The 19,434-nt window shown below is 66.8% G+C and carries 7 protein-coding genes and 3 rRNA genes; 2 read left to right on the forward strand and 8 right to left on the reverse strand.

Annotated elements, in window-relative coordinates:
- Nucleotides 1-81: 81 nt before the first annotated feature.
- The gene (locus ACH54P_RS18135; protein ID WP_489914227.1) at nucleotides 82-1,038 is read right to left on the reverse strand and encodes a LysR family transcriptional regulator; all 957 of its coding nucleotides are present in this window, start codon (nucleotides 1,036-1,038) and stop codon (nucleotides 82-84) included.
- A 70-nt stretch (nucleotides 1,039-1,108) separates the two neighbouring features.
- Between ACH54P_RS18135 and ACH54P_RS18140 the strand changes: the two genes are divergently transcribed.
- Both ACH54P_RS18140 and ACH54P_RS18145 read left to right on the forward strand, forming a co-directional pair.
- The gene (locus ACH54P_RS18140) at nucleotides 1,109-1,978 is read left to right on the forward strand and encodes a patatin-like phospholipase family protein (protein WP_489914229.1); all 870 of its coding nucleotides are present in this window, start codon (nucleotides 1,109-1,111) and stop codon (nucleotides 1,976-1,978) included.
- Nucleotides 1,979-2,082: 104 nt separating this feature from the next.
- Nucleotides 2,083-3,294 carry a L,D-transpeptidase gene (locus ACH54P_RS18145; protein ID WP_489914231.1) on the forward strand — a complete coding sequence of 404 codons (1,212 nt, stop codon included), beginning with the start codon at nucleotides 2,083-2,085 and terminating at the stop codon, nucleotides 3,292-3,294.
- A gap of 684 nt (nucleotides 3,295-3,978) precedes the next feature.
- Here ACH54P_RS18145 and rrf read toward each other — a convergent pair.
- From rrf to ACH54P_RS18180, 7 genes are all read right to left on the reverse strand, one after another.
- Nucleotides 3,979-4,095, reverse strand: a 5S ribosomal RNA gene (rrf, locus tag ACH54P_RS18150).
- Nucleotides 4,096-4,161: 66 nt separating this feature from the next.
- Nucleotides 4,162-7,285 (reverse strand): 23S ribosomal RNA (locus ACH54P_RS18155).
- A 321-nt stretch (nucleotides 7,286-7,606) separates the two neighbouring features.
- Nucleotides 7,607-9,127, reverse strand: a 16S ribosomal RNA gene (locus tag ACH54P_RS18160).
- Together the 16S, 23S and 5S rRNA genes form the textbook arrangement of a ribosomal RNA operon.
- A 351-nt stretch (nucleotides 9,128-9,478) precedes the next feature.
- Nucleotides 9,479-10,675: a low temperature requirement protein A gene (locus tag ACH54P_RS18165; protein ID WP_489914233.1), complete on the reverse strand. Its 1,197-nt coding sequence runs from the start codon at nucleotides 10,673-10,675 to the stop codon at nucleotides 9,479-9,481.
- Nucleotides 10,676-11,094: 419 nt separating this feature from the next.
- Nucleotides 11,095-12,573, reverse strand: a complete 1,479-nt coding sequence (locus ACH54P_RS18170) for an MFS transporter (protein ID WP_489916496.1) — start codon at nucleotides 12,571-12,573, stop codon at nucleotides 11,095-11,097.
- Nucleotides 12,574-12,681: 108 nt separating this feature from the next.
- Nucleotides 12,682-16,266, reverse strand: a complete 3,585-nt coding sequence (gene dnaE, locus ACH54P_RS18175) for a DNA polymerase III subunit alpha (RefSeq protein WP_489914235.1) — start codon at nucleotides 16,264-16,266, stop codon at nucleotides 12,682-12,684.
- A 599-nt stretch (nucleotides 16,267-16,865) separates the two neighbouring features.
- Nucleotides 16,866-19,340 (reverse strand): GH92 family glycosyl hydrolase, encoded by a 2,475-nt coding sequence (locus tag ACH54P_RS18180; protein ID WP_489914237.1) that lies wholly within the window; start codon nucleotides 19,338-19,340, stop codon nucleotides 16,866-16,868.
- Nucleotides 19,341-19,434: the final 94 nt, after the last annotated feature.

The following is a 19,434-nucleotide window of genomic DNA, read 5'->3' on the forward strand; positions in this document are numbered from 1 at the left end:
AACAGGTGGGGACTTCGTGAGCTTCTCCCGTTGCCGCGCCGGGCAGTAATCCCAGCGGGGATAACACCGGCGTTATGCCGCCTATCGGGCGACCGCCAGCGAATGTTCCCGGCACCAGCGCGCGAAGTGCGGATTCCGTTGCCGTGACGCGGCATACGCGGCTTCGGCGCACCGGAACACCTCGGCGGTCGTCGGCGTCCGGGCGTCGTCCTCCCGCGTCGCGAACAGCAGCGTCGTCCACAGCGGGTCGCCCGCCAGCGGCAGCGCGACCAGCCCGGGCGGCGGCGCCGAAGCCGCCTGCGCGAGGCAGACCGCGCCCTGGGCGATCAGCGTGCCCGCGGTGCCCGCCTCGGACGTGAAGTGCCGCACGCGCGGGGTGAACCCGGCGGCCGCGCAAGCCTGCAGGAAGCGCACGCGCACGCAGTTTTCGTGCGGGGGCGGCAGGATCCAGTCGCAGCCGGCCAGGTCGGCGAGGTCGACGACGCCGTCGCGGATCGCCGGGTGGCCGTCGGCGATCCCGACGAAGATCGGCTCGGTGGCGAGCGTCCGCACGGCCAGCCCGGCGAAGTGGTGCGCCTCGGTGCCGTCGAACCGTTCCAGCAGGGCGACGTCGACCCGGCCGGTCGAGAGCAGCTTCAGCAGGGTCAGCGACGCCGGTTCGGCGTACGTCTCGACGTCGACGTCCAGCAGCCGCTCCCCCAGCTCCTCGATGAACCGGCCGATGATGAGCAGCGGCACGTACCCGATGCGGAGGGTCTCGGACCCGCTTTCGCCGTGGCGCCGGGCGGTCGCGACGAGGGCCTGCATGTCGGACAGCAGCGCGTCGGCGCGGGCGAGGACGAACCGGCCGAGCTCGGTCGGGCGGACGCCGCTGGGGCCGCGGACGAACAGCTCGCCGCCGAGGATCCGCTCGATCCGCTTGAGCTGCGCGGTGAGCGCGGGCTGGCTGACGCCGAGCACGGTGGCGGCGCGGCTCACACTGCCGCCGTCCGCGACGGCGCGGACGGCCCTGAGATGGCGCAGCTCCAGCTCGGCCACACCCAGCAGGCTAACGCCGTCTTCACGGCCGGCACGACCTGCGAAAGTCGGGCTTACTACATTCGGCGGTATGAGTCTCGCGGATCTTCCCCGGCCGGTCGGCTTCGTCCTCGGCGGTGGCGGCAGCCTCGGCGCGATGCAGGTCGGCATGCTGCGCGCGCTGACCGAGGCCGGGATCCGGCCGGACCTGGTGGCGGGCACGTCGGTCGGCTCGCTCAACGCGGCCGTGCTGGCCGTGCCCGGGGACGACACCCTCGCGCGGCTGCACGGCATCTGGGCGCACATGACGCGCGACGAGGCGTTCCCCGGCGGCGTGCTGAGCCGCGTCCGGACGCTGACGCAGAGCAAGACGCACCTGTTCCCCAACAGCGGCCTGACGGCGATCATCGCCGACCACCTCGGCGCCGAAACGCGCTTCGAGGACCTGGCGCTGCCGCTCGGCGTCGTCACGACGCAGGTCGACACGGCCGAGCCACTGCTGATCCGCTCCGGGCGGCTGCTCGAGCCGCTGCTGGCGAGCTGCGCGATCCCGGGGATCTTCCCGCCGGTGGAGCACGAGGGCCGGCTGCTGTACGACGGCGGGCTCGTCGCGAACGTGCCGATGCGGCAGGCGCTGGCCATGGGCGCGAAGTCGCTGGTGGTGCTCGACTGCGCGTTCCCCGGGAAGATGCCGGGCGCCCCGAAGACGTTCGCCGAGGTGATGATGTTCACCGCGATGATCAGCATGCGGAACCAGGCCGTGCTGGAAGCGCCGCTCGCGGCCGCGCAGGTGCCGGTGCTCTACCTGCCGGGCCCGGCACCGGTACGTGTGAACCCCCTCGATTTCGGGCACACGGAAGCACTGGCGGACGAGGCGTACACGGCCGCGCGGGAGTACCTCGGCGAGGTTTCGGTGAACGGGCCGGGACTTTACGGCGCTCCGGGGCTCGTCATCACGTGATCCGCGTCACGCCGATGCACCGAACCGCCGGTAAGGACGTCATCGCTATCGCGTAGTTTTGATGACGAATGCCCGCCGATCCCAATTTCTAAAAAAGAGACAATATGCTCCCCAAGAAGATTTTACTTTCGGTGGCCGGAATCCTCGCCGGAGCACTGCTGCTTTCCGCCTGCTCGTCCGGTGACGACGGTGGTTCGCCCACCGGTGGGGCGCCGGCGTCGGGGTCCGCGTCGGCGTCGAGCACGCCGGTGGCGGTGACGTTCGAACCCGCGGGCGGCACGGGGGTGAACCCGGCGACACCGATCGTCGTCAAGGCGGCCAACGGGAAGCTCCTCGACGTCACGGTGACCAACACCGCCAAGGGGAAGACGGTCGCCGGCAAGCTCGCGGCCGACGGGTCGAGCTGGACGACGAGCGAGCCGCTCGGCTACGGCGCGACGTACAAGATCGTCGCGCACGCCCAGGGCGCCGACGGGAAGCCGATCGAGCAGGACAACCAGATCACCACGATCGCGCCGAAGAAGCAGGCGAACGCCAACCTGATCCCGGCACCGTCCGCGGTGGCGAGCACCGGCGTCGGCGTCGGGCAGCCGATCGTGTTCAGCTTCGGCAAGGTCGCCGTGAAGAACAAGGCGGCGGTCGAGAAGGCCCTGACGGTGGAGTCGACGCCGAAGCAGGAGGGCAGCTGGTACTGGATCGATGATTCGAACGTCCACTACCGGCCGAAGGAGTACTGGAAGGCCGGCACCACCCTGAAGGTGACGGCGAACATCTACGGCGTCGATTTCGGCGGCGGCGTGTTCGGCGCGGAAGATCGCACGGAAACGTACAAGGTGCACGATTCCTGGATCGCGAAGGCGGACGGGAACACCGAGCAGATGCAGATCTTCCACAACGGCGCGATGGTGAAGTCGATGCCGATCTCGATGGGCAAGGACGCGACGCCGACGCATTTGGGCGCGCACGTCATTTCGGACAAGCAGGCCAACTACACGATGGACTCGTGCACGTACGGCGTCTGCCCGCCGGACCCGAAGGCCTACCGCTCGGACGAGAAGTGGTCCGAGCGCATCTCCAACGACGGCGAGTTCGTCCACGAGAACCCGAACAGCGTGGGGCAGCAGGGCAGCTCGAACGTCTCGCACGGGTGCATCAACCTGAACGGGGCGAACGCGCAGTGGTTCTTCCAGAACATGGGCCTGGGTGACGTCGTGGAGGTGACCAACTCGGGCGGCCCCCAGCTCCCGGTGTGGGACCTGTACGGCGACTGGTCCAAGTCCTGGGCCGACTGGCAAGCCGGCTCGGCCCTGAAGTAACCCGCCTTTGGGTCAGGGGGGTCAGGAGCTCTGCTCCTGGCCCCCTTTCTTTGTCCCCACTCCGGTGGGCCTGCCCGCGGCCTCGCCCTTCCGCCGCCCTCGATGCCCCTCCAGCCTCGATGCCCCTCCAGTCACACGTGATGCCTCTCCGATCACGCGAGAAGCCCGCCCAGTCACACGTGATGCCGCCCCACCCAAGCGAGTTCCGCCTCAGATCACGCGACTTCCGGTTTCCATCACGCGAGTTCCGTCCCGGATCCCGCAAGCCCCGAGCCGGGTCATCTCGGCAAATGACCGCAGGCTGGTTCGCGCATGTGCCAGCGAGCACTTTCGCGTATCTCCCGTGATTCCGCGGGCATCAGCCGTGTCTCAGACGGCTTCACCCGTCTTCGAGCGGGCATCAGCCCCGCCGAACCGGCTCGTTGGCGTGATCCGCGGCGGGACTCGCGTGATGGGGGCCGGAACTCGCGTGACTGGAAGCGGATCTCGCGTACCCGGGTGGCCGACTCGCGTACCCGGGCGGCCGGCTCGCGTACCCGGACGGCCGACTCGCGTACCCAGGCAGTCGGGGCGTGTGTCGGGAGGGTCGGTCGGTGTGGTCCGTCGGTGTTTGGGGATAGAAAAAGGGGGCCTGGGCCGGGAGACTTGCGTCTCGACCGGGCCCAGGCCCCTCTTCCGAAGTAAGTTCGGCGGTGTCCTACTCTCCCACAACCCTTCGGTTGCAGTACCATCGGCGCTGTCAGGCTTAGCTTCCGGGTTCGGAATGGGACCGGGCGTTTCCCTGACGCTATAACCACCGAAACACTACGAAACAACACACACAACGTGTGGTGTTTCAGAACTGTAGAGTGGATGCGTAACATCTTCGTGGGCAAGTCCTCGGCCTATTAGTACCAGTCAACTCGACAACACATTACTGTGCTTCCATTTCTGGCCTATCAACCCAATGGTCTGTTGGGGGCCTTAACCCACAAAGGGTGGGATACCTCATCTTGGAACAGGCTTCCCGCTTAGATGCCTTCAGCGGTTATCCCTTCCGAACGTGGCCAACCAGCCATGCCCCTGGCGGGACAACTGGCACACCAGAGGTTCGTCCGTCCCGGTCCTCTCGTACTAGGGACAGCCTTCCTCAAGTATCCTACGCGCGCGGCGGATAGGGACCGAACTGTCTCACGACGTTCTAAACCCAGCTCGCGTGCCGCTTTAATGGGCGAACAGCCCAACCCTTGGGACCTACTCCGGCCCCAGGATGCGACGAGCCGACATCGAGGTGCCAAACCATGCCGTCGATATGGACTCTTGGGCAAGATCAGCCTGTTATCCCCGGGGTACCTTTTATCCGTTGAGCGACACCCCTTCCACCAGGTGGTGCCGGATCACTAGTCCCGACTTTCGTCCCTGCTCGACATGTCTGTCTCACAGTCAAGCTCCCTTGTGCACTTGCACTCAACACCTGATTGCCAACCAGGCTGAGGGAACCTTTGGGCGCCTCCGTTACTCTTTAGGAGGCAACCGCCCCAGTTAAACTACCCATCAGGCACTGTCCCTGAACCAGATCATGGCCCGAGGTTCAGATTCCCAATTCGACCAGAGTGGTATTTCAACAACGACTCCACAGCCACTAGCGTGACCACTTCACAGTCTCCCACCTATCCTACACAAGCCGAACCGAAAACCAATACCAAACTATAGTAAAGGTCCCGGGGTCTTTCCGTCCTGCCGCGCGTAACGAGCATCTTTACTCGTAGTGCAATTTCGCCGGGCCTGTGGTTGAGACAGCCGGAAAGTCGTTACGCCATTCGTGCAGGTCGGAACTTACCCGACAAGGAATTTCGCTACCTTAGGATGGTTATAGTTACCACCGCCGTTTACTGGCGCTTAAATTCTCAGCTTCGCCCCGAAAGGCTAACCGGTCCTCTTAACGTTCCAGCACCGGGCAGGCGTCAGTCCATATACATCGTCTTGCGACTTCGCATGGACCTGTGTTTTTAGTAAACAGTCGCTTTCCGCTGGTCTCTGCGGCCACCCACCCCTAGCCCGAAAAAGGCTTCAAGGTGTTTGGCCCCCCTTCTCCCGAAGTTACGGGGGCATTTTGCCGAGTTCCTTAACCACAGTTCACCCGATCGCCTTGGTATTCTCTACCTGACCACCTGTGTTGGTTTGGGGTACGGGCCGTGCATGCACTCACTAGAGGCTTTTCTCGGCAGCATAGGATCACTCTACTTCGCCTCAAACGGCTACGCATCACGTCTCAGAGTATATAAAGCACGGATTTGCCTATGCTTTCTCCTACACGCTTACACCAGGACAACCATCGCCTGGCGGAGCTACCTTCCTGCGTCACCCCATCGCTTGACTACTACGAAATCAGGTCCCACGCTCCACACACACCCCTCCGTCCGAAGACATTGGGACGCGGCTTTGGGTGGTTAGTATCAAACGCCTCGTCATGGGCGCACATGCTCGGGTACGGGAATATCAACCCGTTGTCCATCGACTACGCCTGTCGGCCTCGCCTTAGGTCCCGACTTACCCTGGGCGGATTAGCCTGGCCCAGGAACCCTTGGTCATCCGGCGGCAGAGTTTCTCACTCTGCATTCGCTACTCATGCCTGCATTCTCACTCCCACACCCTCCACCACTGGTTTCCACCGTGGCTTCCCTGGATGCAGGACGCTCCCCTACCCATCAACACGACTACACAACACTCTCAAGGAGCGAAGCGGATCTCATGTGTCAATGACACAGCTTCGGCGGTGTGCTTAAGCCCCGCTACATTGTCGGCGCAGGACCACTTGACCAGTGAGCTATTACGCACTCTTTCAAGGGTGGCTGCTTCTAAGCCAACCTCCTGGTTGTCTGGGCAATCCCACATCCTTTCCCACTGAGCACACACTTAGGGGCCTTAGCTGGTGTTCTGGGCTGTTTCCCTCTCGACGACGAAGCTTATCCCCCGCCGTCTCACTGCCACGCTCTCACTTATTGGTATTCGGAGTTTGGTTGATTTCGGTAACCCGGTAAGGCCCCTAGACCATCCAGTAGCTCTACCCCCAACAAGAAACACGTGACGCTGCACCTAAATGCATTTCGGGGAGAACCAGCTATCACGGAGTTTGATTGGCCTTTCACCCCTACCCACAGCTCATCCCCTCAGTTTTCAACCTAAGTGGGTTCGGGCCTCCACGACGTCTTACCGTCGCTTCACCCTGGCCATGGGTAGATCACTCCGCTTCGGGTCTAGACCACGCGACTCATTCGCCCTATTCAGACTCGCTTTCGCTACGGCTACCCCACACGGGTTAACCTCGCCACGCAGCACTAACTCGCAGGCTCATTCTTCAAAAGGCACGCCATCACCCAACAAAGCAGGCTCTGACGGCTTGTAGGCACACGGTTTCAGGTACTCTTTCACTCCCCTCCCGGGGTACTTTTCATCTTTCCCTCACGGTACTCGTCCGCTATCGGTCTTCAGGAAGTATTTAGGCTTACCGGGTGGTCCCGGCAGATTCACAGCAAATTCCACGAGCTCGCTGCTACTCGGGAACACCAAACAAACAATCCACACCGTGTTTTCGCGTACGGGGCTCTCACCCACTCCGGCCGCCCATCCCAAGGCGTTCCACTAACACGAGTAATCATTCCGAGGACTGTCAGATCCTCGACGCTGGGTCCCACAACACCACACACACAACGCCTGACAGCTTGACATGTGCATGGTTTAGCCTCTTCCGCTTTCGCTCGCCACTACTCACGGAATCACTTTTGTTTTCTCTTCCTACGGGTACTGAGATGTTTCACTTCCCCGCGTTCCCTCCACACACCCTATATATTCAGGTGCGGGTAACACCACATCACTGGTGCTGGGTTTCCCCATTCGGAAATCCTCGGATCACAGCTCGGTTGACAGCTCCCCGAGGCTTATCGCAGCCTCCTACGTCCTTCATCGGCTCCTGAAGCCAAGACATCCACCATGTGCCCTTAACAACTTGACCACAAAGATGCTCGCATCCACTCTACAGTTCTCAAACACCACACCAGAAACAAAACGTCCCTCGGGGGGTTAGCCCCAGGCGTGTTGCCTCAGGACCCAACAGCGTGCCAATGAACAACTTGCCCTCCAGGCGCCGGCCCTGCTTTCCACACGGACAAGTCCGTAGTACTCACCGAGGCATTGCCAACCAGAACAAGCCATAACCAGTAGTTCCACGATTCCTTGAGCAAGCCCGGCAACACCACGTTCGGATGTTAAACCGCGCCCACCCCACGCTCTGAATCCGGGAATCCCGGGAACATGGATGTGTTGTGCTCCTTAGAAAGGAGGTGATCCAGCCGCACCTTCCGGTACGGCTACCTTGTTACGACTTCGTCCCAATCGCCAGTCCCACCTTCGACCACTCCCTCCCCTTACGGGGTTGGGCCATGGGCTTCGGGTGTTACCGACTTTCATGACGTGACGGGCGGTGTGTACAAGGCCCGGGAACGTATTCACCGCAGCGTTGCTGATCTGCGATTACTAGCGACTCCGACTTCACGCAGTCGAGTTGCAGACTGCGATCCGAACTGAGACCGGCTTTAAGGGATTCGCTCCACCTCGCGGTATCGCAGCCCTCTGTACCAGCCATTGTAGCATGTGTGAAGCCCTGGACATAAGGGGCATGATGACTTGACGTCATCCCCACCTTCCTCCGAGTTGACCCCGGCAGTCTCCCACGAGTCCCCGCCATAACGCGCTGGCAACGTAGGATAAGGGTTGCGCTCGTTGCGGGACTTAACCCAACATCTCACGACACGAGCTGACGACAGCCATGCACCACCTGTACACCAACCACAAGGGAAGCCCCATCTCTGGGGATGTCTGGCGCATGTCAAGCCCAGGTAAGGTTCTTCGCGTTGCATCGAATTAATCCACATGCTCCGCCGCTTGTGCGGGCCCCCGTCAATTCCTTTGAGTTTTAGCCTTGCGGCCGTACTCCCCAGGCGGGGCGCTTAATGCGTTAGCTACGGCACGGACAACGTGGATGTCGCCCACACCTAGCGCCCAACGTTTACAGCGTGGACTACCAGGGTATCTAATCCTGTTCGCTCCCCACGCTTTCGCTCCTCAGCGTCAGTATCGGCCCAGAGACCCGCCTTCGCCACCGGTGTTCCTCCTGATATCTGCGCATTTCACCGCTACACCAGGAATTCCAGTCTCCCCTACCGAACTCAAGTCTGCCCGTATCGACCGCACGCTCCACGTTAAGCGTGGAGATTTCACGGCCGACGCGACAAACCGCCTACGAGCTCTTTACGCCCAATAAATCCGGACAACGCTCGCACCCTACGTATTACCGCGGCTGCTGGCACGTAGTTAGCCGGTGCTTCTTATCCAGGTACCGTCACTTGCGCTTCGTCCCTGGCGAAAGAGGTTTACAACCCGAAGGCCGTCATCCCTCACGCGGCGTCGCTGCATCAGGCTTTCGCCCATTGTGCAATATTCCCCACTGCTGCCTCCCGTAGGAGTCTGGGCCGTGTCTCAGTCCCAGTGTGGCCGGTCACCCTCTCAGGCCGGCTACCCGTCGTCGCCTTGGTAGGCCACTACCCCACCAACAAGCTGATAGGCCGCGGGTTCATCCTGCACCGCCAGAACTTTCAACCCTCTCCCATGCGAGAGAAAGTGATATCCGGTATTAGACCCCGTTTCCAAGGCTTATCCCAGAGTGCAGGGCAGATTACCCACGTGTTACTCACCCGTTCGCCACTCATCCCCGGCCGAAACCGGTTCAGCGTTCGACTTGCATGTGTTAAGCACGCCGCCAGCGTTCGTCCTGAGCCAGGATCAAACTCTCCAACAATGAACAGTTTAATCGAGGCAAATTAATGCTCTCAAAGGAACCTCATACGAGGTTCAAAAATAAGCTCTACTGGCTTAGTTCACTAGCACACTGTTGAGTTCTCAAGCAACACACTTCGGACCGCCGCGCCGCCAAGCGCCTTGGTCTTCGGCTTTTGTTTCAAGCTTTGTTCCAGGGATACCACCCTGGTTCGGGACCACCCACTCTACCACGATCGTGGGAGCTTGGTTCGTGTTCCCGGCGGCCGCCCGGTTTCCCTGGCGACTTGGAGAACTTTACATGCCCCCGAAACGCCTCGCACAGGGGGGTCCCCTTTTTCGCGCCAGGCCGCTGACCTGCACCGATCCGCGATCAAGCGGGTTGAGGCCGCCCGTGGGTCGCGACGACCGTCAGCGCGACGAGCGCGGCCGTCAGCACCGCGGCGACGTGGATCGGCGCCGGCGTGAACGACGCCGCCAGGACGAGCACCGCCGTCACCGGGAAGCCGATGGCGATCGGACGGCACTCGTTGGTCGGCCCGATGTGCAGCAGCCACACGCTCAGCAGGAAGACCGCGACCGGCACCGTGGTCGGGAACGCGGCGGCCACCCCGCCGAGCCCGTGCAGCGTCCCCGTGTCGTAGGCGACCGCCACCTCGAGGCCCGCCCCGACGGCCGCGACGGAGGCGAAGATGAGGTAGTGGCCGTAACCCCAGCTCATCGACGTGAACATGGTCGGGCGGCGGATCAGCCGCGCGTGCCCCGGCCGGTCGAAGTACAGCCACCACATGGAGAACACGAGCACCAGCCCGGCCGCGGCCAGTGAGACCAGCGCGCCGGTGTGCCCCGGCTCCGCGTTGCCCTCCTTGATCGCGTTCGTCGCGCTGAGGATCACCTCGCCGAGCACGATCAGGGTGAACAGGCCGTACCGCTCGGCGATGTGGTGGGGGTGCCACGTGGTGCGGTGCCGGCTTTCCGCCCAGACGGGAACGGCCATCTCCAGCACCGCGAACACGACGAAGGCGCCGACCCGCACCGCCTGCGGCAGCCACTGGTAGGACACCCAAAGCACCTGGACCACCGCGATCCCGGTCGCGTACCGCAGCGCCGCCGGGCGGCAGCCCGGGTCCGCCCGCGCGGCCCGCAGCCACTGGAACACCATCGCCAGCCGCATCAGCACGTAGCCGACGATCGTCAGCCGGAAGTCGCCTTCGAACGCGCTCGACACCGAAGCCGCGACGGTCAGGCCGCCGGCGATCTGCACGAGCGTGGCCAGCCGGTACGGGACGTCGTCGGTGTCGAACGCCGAGGCGAACCAGCTGAAGTTCAGCCAGCCCCACCAGATCGCGAAGAACACCATCGCGAACGACGAGACGCCGTGGACGGCGTGCCCCTCGGCCAGCGCGTGGTGCAGCGAAGCCGCGGCCTGTCCGACGGCGACCACGAAGCACAGGTCGAAGAGCAGCTCCAATGGCGTCGCGACGCGGTGGTGCTCACCGCTGTCGCGGGAGCGCATCGGCCGGTACCACACCCGGAGCCGGCTCTCCGGCCGCGACGGCTGCTGGGTCATCGAAGCTCCCGGTGTCGTGCCTGTCGGACGCGGTCATCCCAACATGATCACGAGCGAGGTGGAAGCACGACACGAAGAACGGGCGGGCCCGGTTCCCCCTCACCCGGGCCCGCCCGCCGCCGTCACGCGCCGGCGGGCACCGATGGGCAGCCCTTCCGCGAGTGCCGGACGGTCCCCCGCGGACGCCGACACCCACTGGACGGAAGGTGACCGAGTGTGTCCATTCCTGAGAACTCCGGACGCCCCGATCGCTCGAGCCGGTCACCCCATCCCCGGGTGGCCGACCGATTGCCACTGTCGGTAGCCGAAGCCGCGCAGTGAAGGCTCCATAAGATCTACCTGGTTGCTCTGTGTAGCACCAGTGTCTTTCCGTGCTCGTCACTCGGATGGAGCATCGCGAATCTGCGGAAAGTAGTGTCTCAGCCCCGGTGCACGTCAGCCGCCGACGTCGCGGTCTCACGGGCTTCGCGGTCGTCCTCGTCCGCTCGGTGGCGCCGCGCCCGGAGCTCGGCGACGGCGAGGACGAGCGCGCCGCACGTCAGGACGACCGCGCAGCCGAGCGCGACGGTGAGCGCCGGCGGGTAGCCGGCCGCGCTGCCGACGACCGCGCCGAACACCGACGCGAGCACCGCGGTGCCGATCGCCGTGCCGATGCGCTGCCCCGTCTGCAGCGCACCGCCCGCGACGCCGGCCATCCGGACCGGCACGCACTCCAGCGTCAACGTCGTGTTCGGCGAGATCACCATCCCGCCGCCGACCCCGGCGAACAGCAGCGGCAGCGCGAACGCCCACCCGGCCGCCGACGGCGGGACCAGCTCGGCCAGCAGCGCGACGGCGAGCAGGCCGAGCGCGACCATGCCCAGCCCGGTGACGGTGAGCCGGCGGCCGAAGCGGGGCACCAGCCGCCCGGCGACGGCCGCGGACACCGCCGAGCCGAGCGCGAACGGCGTCACCGACAGGCCGGACTGCAACGGCGTGTAGCCCAGGCCCTGCTGGAAGAACATCGCGAAGACCAGCCAGATCCCGGCGAACCCGCAGAAGTAGATCGCGCCGACCGCGGCACCGGTGGCGTAGCCGGGCGTGCCGGTGAACAGCCGGGTGTCCAGCAGCGGCGACCGGCCGCGGCGGACGACCGAGTGCTCCCAGCGCACGAACGCGGCGCCGAAGACGAGCGCGACGACGAACATCCACCACAGCCGCGCGGGGCCGTCGGCGTCGGATTCGACGACCGGGAGCAGGACGCCGAGGACGGCGACCGCGAGCAGCGCGATGCCGACGAAGTCGATCTCGGTCCGCAGCCTGACCTGGCGTTTCTCGCTGCGTGGCAGCAGGCGCAGGCCGAGCGCGAACGCGAGCACGCCGATCGGGACGTTGACGTAGAACACCCAGCGCCAGCCGTCCTGGGCGCCGAAGACCGCCAGGATCACGCCGCCGAGGATCGGGCCGACCGCCGTGGAGATGCCGACGACGGCGCCGAACATCCCGAACGCGCGGCCGCGCTCGGCGCCGCGGAAGAGGTCCTGGATCAGGCCGGTGTTCTGCGGGGTGAGCATGCCCGCGGCCACGCCCTGGGCGAGCCGCGCGAGCACCAGCGTCGTCTCGTTCGGCGCCGCGCCGGCCAGCGCGCTGGTGACGACGAACGCGGCGAGGGCGCCGAGGAACATGTTCCGGCGGCCGAACGCGTCGCCGAGCCGGCCGCCGGTGACCAGGACCAGCCCGAACGCCAGCGCGTACCCGGAGACGACCCAGCGGATCCCGCCGCTGCTCGCGTGCAGCCCGGACTGCATCGACGGCAGGGCGACGTTGACGATGCTGACGTCGAGCAGACCCATGAACCCGGCGGTCAAGGAGACGGCGAGCGCTTTCCAGCGCCGCGGATCGGGTTCGGAGGAGTTCATCGACGGGCGGACCTCACGGATGCTCACGGGCCGGGGATACCCACCCAGCAAACACGAAAGGCGGGATCCGCGCGCGTTGTGCGCCCGCGGACCCCGCCGTTCGGCGGCTCACGTCGACGCGGTGATGCCCCGGATGCCCTTGAGCTCGCCGATCAGCATGGAGCTGACCTTGACCGGGTAGTCGTAGAGGGCGAAGACCGTCTGGTTCTTCCCCACCAGCTTGAGGTGCACCGGCGTCTCGCCCTTGTGGGCCAGCAGCGTCGACCGCAGCTCGCTGACCACCGACTGGTCGATCTTCTCGGCCGCGGCCAGGAGCACCAGCGGGGGTTCGTCGTCGCCGTTGCCCGTGCCGACCTCGGACAGGTCCAGCGTCGCGAGGCCGCCGCCGAAGACCGACATCTTGTCTTCGCGCCAGTTGACCCGGCCCTTGACCAGCACCGCGTTGTCCTCGATCAGCTCACCCGCGAACAGCGCGTACGACTTCGGGAAGAACAGCACCTCGAGCGAGGCGTCCATGTCCTCGACCGTGCAGATCGCCCAGGGCTCGCCCTTCTTGTTGACCCGCCGCTCGAGCGACGTGATCAGCCCGGAGATGACGATCTCGCCCTCCCGCGGGGGGTCGGCGAGGATCCCGGCGATCGGTTTCGGGGCGTGCTTGCGCAGGATCCGCTCGGCGCCGTCCAGCGGGTGGGCCGAGACGTACAGGCCGAGCATCTCGCGCTCGTAGGCGAGCAGCTGCTTGCGCGGGTACTCCTCCTCGCCGAACTTCAGGTGCGCGAGCGGCGAAGACGACGGGGCCGCCTCGCCGTCTTCCCCGCCGAAGCCGAACAGGTCGAACTGGCCCATCGCCTCCTGGCGCTTGAGCGGGACGACCGCTTCGACGGCGTCCTCGTGGACCTGGATCATCGACAGCCGCGTGTGGCCGAGCGAGTCGAACCCGCCCGCCTTGATCAGCGACTCGATGACCCGCTTGTTGCAGGCCACGAGCTCGGACTTGTCGAGGAAGTCGGTGAAGGAGGCGTACTTCCCCTTCTCCTCGCGGGTCTTGATGATCGACTCGACGACGTTCGCGCCGACGTTGCGAACGGCACCCAGCCCGAAGCGGATGTCGTCCCCGACGGCTGCGAAGCGCAGGGCCGATTCGTTGACGTCCGGCGGCAGCACCTTGATGCCGAGGCGGCGGCACTCCGACAGGTAGACCGCCGACTTGTCCTTGTTGTCGCCGACCGACGTGAGCAGCGCGGCCATGTACTCCGCGGTGAAGTTCGCCTTGAGGTACGCGGTCCAGTACGAGATCAGGCCGTACGCGGCCGCGTGGCTCTTGTTGAACGCGTAGCCGGCGAACGGGAGGATCGTGTCCCAGAGCGCCTTGATCGCCTCGGGCGAGAAGCCGCCGGGCCGCAGGTCGCTGGCCCGCATGCCGGCCTCGAAGCCCTCGTACTCCTTGTCGAGGACTTCCTTCTTCTTCTTGCCCATCGCGCGGCGGAGCACGTCCGCGCGCCCCATCGTGTACCCGGCCACCTTCTGGCCGATGTGCATGATCTGCTCTTGGTACACGATCAGGCCGTACGTGTCGGCCAGGATCTCCCGCAGCGGCTCGTCGAGCTCGGGGTGGATCGGCTTGACCTTCTGCCGGTTGTTCTTCCGGTCGGCGTAGTCGTTGTGCGCGTTCATGCCCATCGGGCCGGGGCGGTACAGCGCGCCGACCGCGACGATGTCGTCGAACACCGTGGGCTCCATGCGGCGCAGCAGGTCGCGCATGGGGCCGCCGTCCAGCTGGAACACGCCGAGCGTGTCGCCGCGGGCGAGCAGCTTGTACGTCTCGGGGTCGTCGACGCCCAGGGTGTCGAGGTCGACGTCGACCCCGCGGTTGGTCTTGATGTTGTCGATCGCGTCACCGATGACGGTGAGGTTGCGCAGGCCGAGGAAGTCCATCTTCAGCAGGCCGATGGCCTCGCACGACGGGTAGTCCCAGCCGGTGATGATCGAGCCGTCGTCCCGCTGCCACAGCGGGATGGCGTTGGTCAGCGGCTCGCTGGACATGATGACCGCGCAGGCGTGGACGCCGGCGTTGCGGATCAGGCCCTCGAGGCCGCGGGCGGTCTCGAAGATCGTCTTGCACTCGTCGTCGGTCTCGACGAGCGCGCGGACCTCGGCGGCCTCGCCGTAGCGCTCGTGCTTGCTGTCGACGATGCCCGAGAGCGGGATGTCCTTCGCCATGATCGGCGGCGGGAGCGCCTTGGAGATCTTGTCCGCGATCGCGTAGCCGGGCTGGCCGAAGTGGACGCGCGCGCTGTCCTTGATCGCCGCTTTGGTCTTGATGGTGCCGAAGGTGATGACCTGGGCGACCTTGTCCGCGCCGTACTTCTCCGTGGCGTACCGGATCATCTCGCCGCGCCGGCGGTTGTCGAAGTCGATGTCGATGTCGGGCATCGAGACGCGCTCGGGGTTGAGGAACCGCTCGAACAGCAGCTTCTGCGGGATCGGGTCCAGGTTGGTGATACCGAGCACGTACGCGACCAGCGAACCGGCGGCCGAACCACGGCCAGGGCCGACCCGGATGCCGACGCGGCGGGCGTAGCTGATGAGGTCGGCGACGATCAGGAAGTAGGCCGGGAAGCCCTTCCCGATGATGACGTCGAGCTCCTTCTCGATCCGCTCGTGGTACCCCTCGGGCGCGCCGCCCGGGAACCGCCACGCCAAGCCCTTCGCGACCTCTTCGCGCAGCCAGCCGCCCTGGTCGTAGCCCTCCGGCACCTCGAAGAACGGCAGCCGGTCCTTGTGCGCGTACACCTCTTCGTACGACTCGACGCTCTCGGCGATCAGCAGCGTCGTGTCGGCCGCGCCCGGGACCTCCTTGTCCCAGTACTCGCGCATGTCGGCGGCGGACTTGAGGTAGTAGCCGTCGCCGTCGAACTTGAACCGGGTCGGGTCGTTGAGGGTCTTGCCCGCCTGGACGCACAGCAGCGCCGAGTGCGTGTCCGCCTGGTCCTTGGTGACGTAGTGCGAGTCGTTGGTGGCCAGTGGCTTGAGGTCGAGCAGGCGGCCGACCTCCAGGAGGCCTTCGCGGACCGACCGCTCGATCGGCAGGCCGTGGTCCATCAGCTCGAGGAAGAAGTTGTCGGCGCCGAAGATGTCCTTGTAGTCGGACGCGGCCTGGATCGCCGCCTCCTTCTGGCCCAGCCGCAGCCGGGTCTGCACCTCGCCCGACGGGCAGCCGGTGGTGGCGATGATGCCCGCGTGGTTCTCCGCGATCAGCTCGCGGTCCATCCGGGGCTTGCGGTAGTAGCCCTGCATGCTGGCCAGCGAGGACAGCTTGAAGAGGTTCCGCAGGCCGGTGGCGTTCTGGGCGAGCATGGTCATGTGCGTGTACGCACCGCCACCGGAGACGTCGCCGCCCTCACCGAACTCGTCCGAGCCGCGCTGGTTGGCCTGCCCCCAGAAGACGGGCTTCTTGTGGAACCGGCTCTCCGGGGCGATGTAGGCCTCGATGCCGATGATCGGCTTGATGCCCACCTTCTTGGCCTGCTGGTAGAACTCGTCGCCGCCGTACATGTTGCCGTGGTCGGTCATGCCGACCGCGGGCATGCCGAGGCGGGCCGCCTCCGCGAAGAGGGGAGCGATCTTCGCCGCACCGTCGAGCATCGAGTACTCGGTGTGGACGTGCAGGTGGACGAAAGAATCGTTCGACACCAGCGAAAACCTCCCCTAGGTGGATGGGACCGGCGCGCCCGGGTCCCCCAGCCTAGCCCGTGGCACCGACGGTCCGCGCACGCGCTCGCCGGGGTCGATTCTGCTCCTCGCGAGAGGCGTTCCGCCGGTGCGACGCGCGCCCTTTTCGGGCGGAAACGATCACGGCCACGCCCCGCTGCCGGGCGGTCACGCGGAGGTGGGCGCGGGGCGGTGGCGGGCGGGGCGGGCCGGGGTTGGCGGTGGTGGGCGCGGGCTGCGGCGGGCGTGCGGGGCGCGGGGCTGCGGCGCGCGGTGGTAGGCGCGGGGCTGCGGCGGGCGCGGGACGCGGTGGTGGGCCTGGGTTGGCGCGGGCGGCGGCCGGTGCGGGCGATGGCGGGCCGCGGCGGTGGTGAGGCGGGCCGCGGCGGGCGCTTTGTGGGTGCGGCGGACCTTGGCGCACGCCGGGCCGAGGCGGGCGGAGGCGGCCGCGGGTGGTGGGCGCGTGCCGTCGCGCGGTGGTCGGCCGGGGCGCGCGGGGCGTGGTGGGCGCGGGCCGCGGCCGGCGGTGCGAGCGCCCGCCGCGGCAGACCGTGGCGGGCCCTCGGCTGCAGTGCCCGGCGTCACCCGGCCGGGGTCACGAGGCTCCGGCCGACCTTGGGCGCCGCCACCGGACCGCCCACGGTCGGGTGAAACGGCGGGAGCGCCGCCTGGGGCGGGGCGTCCGCGGCCGCCGTTCCCCAGGTCGGGTTCGGCGTCGCCGCCAGGTCGTACGTGATCGTGCCGCCGTTCGCGACGAACGACTCCGGGACCCACGGCTTCGCCGACGGGGAGCCGTTCACCCGCACGCCCTGGACGGAGAACGTGTCCGCCGAGGCGCGCGGGGCCTCGACCGTGATCGTCGCGCCATTGCCCCGGTGGACGACGGCGCGCGGGAAGAGCGGCGAGGCGAGCACCAGGTCGGCGCGGCTCGGCACCTGCGGGAACATGCCGAGCGCGGCGAAGACGTACCAGGCCGACATGGTGCCGAGGTTGTCGTTGCCGGGCAGGCCGCCGGTGCCGGGGCCGTACACGGTGTTCACGATCCGCCGCACGGTCTCCTGCGTCTGCCACGGGCGCCCGAGGTAGTCGTACAGCCAGGGTGCGTTGATGTCCGGCTCGTTGCCCGGGTTGTAGTGGACGTCGTCGATACCGGACAAGGCCCAGTTGCCGGCCGCGTCGTGGAAGAAACCGTCGAGGCGCTTCAGCGCGGCGGCCGCGCCGCCCAGGCCGCCGACCATGCCCGCGACGTCGTGGGAGGCCATCCACGTGTACTGCGCGCTGCTGCCTTCGACGAAGCCGGTGTCCGTCGACGGCTGGAACGGCGTCACCCACGTGCCGTCGGCCTTGCGGGCCTGGACGTACGGCCCCTCCGGGCTCGCCTGCGGGTTGACGAGGTTGCGCCAGTAGCCCGAGCGCGCCAGGAACGCGGCGGGGTCGCGGCCGAGCCGGGCCGCCCAGTCCGCCAGCGCGAAGTCGGCGACGGAGTCCTCCAGCGTCTCGGCGGCCGAGCCCCAGCAGTGGCAGGCGTCGTCGGGCGCGTAGTGCAGCTTCAGGTAGTCGGCCAGGCCGGGCCGCTGGCCGATGCACTGGATCGGGCAGCCGGCGTCGCTGGTGTCGTTCGCGGTCGGCACGGTGGCGGCGGTGGCCAGCGAGCCGAAGGCACCCCGGACGTCGAAGTCGCGGGCGCCGAACGCGTACATCCCGGCCAGCGCCGGGGCCGACGGGTCGCCGGACATCACGTGCGTGCCGCCGTTGTTGTGCAGCCACCGGTCCCACTCGCCGCCGTTCTGCCGGGCGAAGTTGTAGAGGGACTGGGCGTAGTCGCTCGCCCGGGCCGGGTCGAGGAACGCGAGCAGCTGGACCTGCGCGCGGTAGACGTCCCAGCCGGAGAACGTCCCGTACTGCGCGTGCTGGCCCTTCGCGAGCTTGTGGACCTTCCGGTCGCTGCCGAGGTATTCGCCCGTGACGTCGCTGGCGAGGCTCGGCTGCTGGAGCGCGTGGTACAGCGCCGTGTAGAACGTCGTGAGCTGCGCGTGCGTGCCGCCCCCGAGCTCGATCTTCTTCAGCTGGTCCTGCCACGCCTGCCGGGCGGCCGCGCGCACGCTGTCGAACGACCGGCTCGTCGGTACTTCGGCGTCGGCGTTGCGCTGGGCGTTGGCGGCGCTGACGTAGGAGATGCCGATCCGCGCGGTGACCGGGCCCCGGGAGGCGTCGAACCCGACGTACCCGCCCGAGCCCTTGCCGACGCGCTCGGCGTCGGGGTAGCCCTCGCCGCCGCTCGCCTTGCTCGTCCCCGGCCGCAGGGTCCCGTCGACCCAGGTGCCCTGGCCGGTGATCGGCTGGTCGAAGGTGACGCTGAAGTGCAGCGTGTAGTAGGAGCGCTGGTTCTCTTCGCCGCCGGTGGTGCGGCCGCAGAAGCCGCCGGAGCCGACCGAGCCGGTCACGCGCCGGTGCGCCGCGTCGATGCTGATCGACGCGTCCGAGCTGCCCGGCAGCGAGTTCGACGTGCGGAAGAGCAGGTTCGCGGGCTGCCCCGCCGGGAAGGTGAACCGGCCGACGCCGGCGCGGTCGGTGGTCGTGAGGTCCACGCCGACGCCGTTGGCGAGGCCGACGCCGTAGTGCCCCGGCTCGGCGGTCTCGTCGGCGTGGGAGAAGTCGCTGGCGAAGACCTGGTCGGTCGTGTCGGCGGACGGCGAAGACCGCACCTCGCCGGGGAACGGCATGATCGGCACGTCCCCCGAGGCACCCGGGGTGCAGCCGGTGCCGTTGAGGTGGGTGAGGCTGAAGCCGCGCAGCCGCGTGACGTCGTACTGGTACCCGCCGGCGGCGCCGGTCCCGTTCTGCTTGCCCCGGGTGGTGGTCGGGCTCCAGGCGATCATGCCGAACGGCGTGGTCGCGCCCGGGTAGGTGTTGCCGGCGTTGGTGCTGCCGATCAGCGGGTCGACGTAGGCGGCCGGGTCGGCGACCAGCTCGACGCCCGCCGCGGCCGGCGTCGCGAACGCCGTCGCGGCCAGTGCCACCGCGCCGAGCAAGGTCAGGATCTTCCGCGCGGCCATGGTCCACCCTCCACCGGCGAGGCGACAACGTTGTCAGGTTTGACGCTGCGCAACGCTACGGTCACCCGTTTCCGGCCGTCAACGACCCGGTGGA

The organism is Amycolatopsis sp. N2S4-7 (assembly GCF_058119595.1).